This is a genomic window from Arsenophonus sp. ENCA, assembly GCF_002287155.1.
Lineage (GTDB): Bacteria > Pseudomonadota > Gammaproteobacteria > Enterobacterales > Enterobacteriaceae > Arsenophonus > Arsenophonus nilaparvatae.
The window spans coordinates 1-2,650 of the sequence record NZ_NHNG01000012.1 but is presented as its reverse complement, the minus strand read 5'-3'; the positions used below and the strand labels follow the sequence as shown (position 1 = coordinate 2,650).

At 41.4% G+C, this 2,650-nt stretch carries 4 protein-coding genes and 1 pseudogene; all 5 read right to left on the bottom strand.

Annotation, left to right across the window (positions count from 1 at the left end):
* Window positions 1–456: 456 nt before the first annotated feature.
* The gene (locus tag CBG25_RS00430) at window positions 457–723 is read right to left on the bottom strand and encodes a helix-turn-helix transcriptional regulator (RefSeq protein ID WP_290603691.1); all 267 of its coding nucleotides are present in this window, start codon (window positions 721–723) and stop codon (window positions 457–459) included.
* Between the two features lie 56 nt (window positions 724–779).
* On the bottom strand, window positions 780–1,400 hold the full coding sequence (locus CBG25_RS00425; protein WP_290603690.1) for a helix-turn-helix transcriptional regulator: 621 nt from the start codon (window positions 1,398–1,400) through the stop codon (window positions 780–782).
* 143 nt (window positions 1,401–1,543) lie between these two features.
* Window positions 1,544–1,809, bottom strand: a pseudogene (locus CBG25_RS00420) (ash family protein); the annotation flags it as partial.
* A gap of 85 nt (window positions 1,810–1,894) precedes the next feature.
* Entirely contained in the window at window positions 1,895–2,338 is a 444-nt protein-coding gene (locus tag CBG25_RS00415; protein WP_290603689.1) for a DNA-3-methyladenine glycosylase, read from the bottom strand.
* A gap of 31 nt (window positions 2,339–2,369) precedes the next feature.
* Window positions 2,370–2,650, bottom strand: a 281-nt coding sequence (locus tag CBG25_RS00410) for a transposase (RefSeq protein ID WP_290603688.1), incomplete at its 5' end; no start/stop codon positions are given.

Genomic DNA, 2,650 nt, shown 5'->3' with positions numbered 1-2,650 from the left:
CATAAACGATTATCTCGTAACAGCCGCTCTTTGTTGATCATTTCAAACCTTTATTCTCTAAGTTAAACCTCTTTTTATTCTCAATAGCGTGACAAAAAATGCAAGTCTCTATTCAGCAACTAGTTTAGTATGACTACATCGTTTTCCGCCATACTGCGGATCGCCGATACCGATTTGTTAAAGAGCAGGCGCAATTGTCAAAGGCACCTCTACCAACACTGGATATTTTCAGAATCAGGTCGCCAGGAAAACGTGGGCGAGGGAAGATGATGACTTAAAAAACAAGGGGCTAAAATAGAGAGAACCCCTATTTTTCAGAAAAAATAAAACATTTAAAATCAATTTCTTACAAGGTATGGTCAATAAAAATATATATTTATCAAATAGATAAAAAAGACACTAAAGTAACGCCCTGCAATTTAGTTAATAATCTTGCAGAGCGTTTATTTGTTGAAATTATCTAGAAGCGATTAACCTAATAAAGCTATCTTGGATGATAAAATTAAATAATGCCTTTAATTCAGAAGAAGAGTGAAGCTCATACTTATGCATTGCGCTATTCAAATGAGCGTCTATTGTTCTTGCGCTTACATTCAGTTTTAAAGCTATCTCGCTTCTTGTTAACCCGACCCTAAAAAGTGATAAAATTTCTATTTCTCTTTTAGAGAGTTTTGGAAATAGTTCTGAGTAAGGCGTGAAATCTTCAATCCGAAAATACTTCATCATTCCCCCTGTTCATTTAGCGTAATCGTCAGAGCACATCGCTCTGACGACGAGTCTTAAACGCTAATGACCTGACTACCAGAAGGCAGAAATTCAGGAGGAAGGTATCGATTTATACCGTTGGCGCGGCAATAGTTTCTAAATTGCCTGCCATTATGCACACCCGATTTTTGATAAATTGATTGCAAGTTGTTTTCTATTGTCCGATGGGAAAGATTAAGCTTCCTCCCAACTTCTTTGCTGCTTAATCGCTGTAGCGTACAAAAGATAATCTGGCGCTCTCGCTGGCTAAACATGTTATCTGACTGGATAAGATTAATGGTATAAGGGGTCTCACCCTCGATATATTCAAGCAGCGATAAAAACAGGAAGGGCTGAGCATAAAAAAATGCCCCTTCGTAAACATCTTTCTCATCGAAGCGCGGAAAAAAATCAAACCGCCACGGTTGGGGTGATTGTTTATAACCGCCGGGTAACGTGCTCAGCAACGATAACGGCAATCTTTTATTGCGAACGACTTCCTCGTGTGCATGAAAAACATCCAGCACCTGAGATGATTCCACCGTCATCCCCAGAATATCCGTCATCGAGGCATTGGTATAATCCTGAGATTTCGCATCAGTAAAGCCACAGGGGATCGTTAAACTTTGGCAAAATTGCTTGATGGGGCTGTTCATGCGACACCCCCTATTTTCAGAAGGGATGCACGTTGACACGGCGTCAAATGGCGTGAAATACGCGCAAATTTAGCGAGTATCGCGGGTCTTGCATGACAAATACGCTTGCAGAAAATGGGATGCAAATTTTTAGCGCTAGTTTTAGGGGTAGTAGCCATAATAGCAACCTCCAAGGAATAGCTGGTTTTGCTACCACTGGAGTTTCGACACTCGTGGGTGGTAGCCCAGACGGGGGTCGAAAACCGGCTTCCTTGGATACCGGCCACCCCGAAGGGTGCCCCGCCTGAGCTACCATTGTTTTACAGGTACGCTAAGGCGTTTTTGCGACATAAAAAAAGACGCCCGGCGCGTCATAGGTCGCCCAAGAAATGCTCGGGTTTCGACTCCCGATTAACCATTGAGGGTTAATGCGCCAATTATAGCAACGGAGCAGAAAAGCGGCAAGGCTATCTTAATAGAGGTGGGTGTATTTTAAGTGTAATACTTAGCAGTATTTATACTGACTTAAAACGCCATAATTTGTCAGTGCCAACTTTTATGCCTATTCTTGGCGTGACAATATACTCTGGTTGACTCTTGGAATCGTAAACACAAAAATCATGACACTGCGTTAAATCAATCTGGTTATTATTTTTCGTAATATTTAATTTTTTGCAGAGTTTACCCGGCCCATCCAAAGTAATAACGGTGGGTTTGTATAAATCAATGCCACGAATTAAAACCGCTGCTGGAAAACCTTCACGCTCGGTCACAATATTCAGGCAATGATACATACCGTAGATAAGATAAACATAGGAAAAACCGGCAGCACCAAACATGATTGCTGTCCGGGGCGTATAGCCTCTCGCCGCATGGCAGGCCGGATCATCTTGTCCAATATAGGCTTCGACTTCATTGATAACCCCGTAATAGTCAGCAAATTTTAAAACTTTTCCCAACAAATCCTTTGCTACACAAAGCGTATCACGCTCATAAAATGAGGCTGTCGCAAAAGGGGTGGAATTTTTTTTTCAACAATATCCCACCGTGCAGATTTTCTCTTTTTCTGATTTTAGTTTGTACAAATAATAGACTGAAAATCATCCATAATATCAGAGCAACCGCTCTTGATAAGTTATAGGCCATTGCATGCAGGGTAAATTCGAGCTTTACCGCTAATAATCCCTTACGCCGGAAACGTTCCAAACCCTGAATTCCCCGCAATGCTGAAAACACAGGTTCAACCATGCTCTTTCGCTGATTCAAGATTT

What these genes read in the sequence shown, in the direction of transcription:
- CBG25_RS00430 (WP_290603691.1), bottom strand. Translation starts at nt 723, where the DNA reads ATGAAGTATTTTCGGATTGAAGATTTCACGCCTTACTCAGAACTATTT.
- CBG25_RS00425 (WP_290603690.1), bottom strand. Translation starts at nt 1,400, where the DNA reads ATGAACAGCCCCATCAAGCAATTTTGCCAAAGTTTAACGATCCCCTGT.